Origin of the sequence: Acidisphaera sp. S103 (genome assembly GCF_009765975.1) — a bacterium.
Classification (GTDB): Bacteria; Pseudomonadota; Alphaproteobacteria; order Acetobacterales; family Acetobacteraceae; genus Rhodopila.
The window spans coordinates 86,027-86,293 of sequence record NZ_LMUJ01000076.1 but is presented as its reverse complement, the minus strand read 5'-3'; the positions used below and the strand labels follow the sequence as shown (position 1 = coordinate 86,293).

Annotated in this window: 1 protein-coding gene; it reads right to left on the bottom strand. The window is 69.7% G+C overall.

Annotation, left to right across the window (positions count from 1 at the left end; all coding sequences use genetic code 11):
* On the bottom strand, positions 1-180 hold a 180-nt coding region (locus GSQ89_RS38745), incomplete at its 3' end, for a TAT-variant-translocated molybdopterin oxidoreductase (RefSeq protein ID WP_216856407.1).
* Positions 181-267 lie beyond the last annotated feature (87 nt).

The following is a 267-nucleotide window of genomic DNA, read 5'->3' as shown; positions in this document are numbered from 1 at the left end:
GCCATCGTCGCATCCCGACAGGCCGGCAAGGGCCAGGCCGGCGGCCATCAGCTTCAGCACGCCTCGGCGGTCCCGCGGTGCCGCCAGGGCGGCGGCTAGTTGCGAGAACTCCGCCGACGCCCTGGCCACGAACGCGGGGTCGCGCGCCAGCCGGTCCAGTCCACGCCATTGGCTGTTCACCGGTGGCATATCGAGCAGTCGATCAGGTTGCGGCCGCCCATATGGTAGTGCTGCATCAGTGCTGCCGGAGACGGTGTTTCGGCGGTT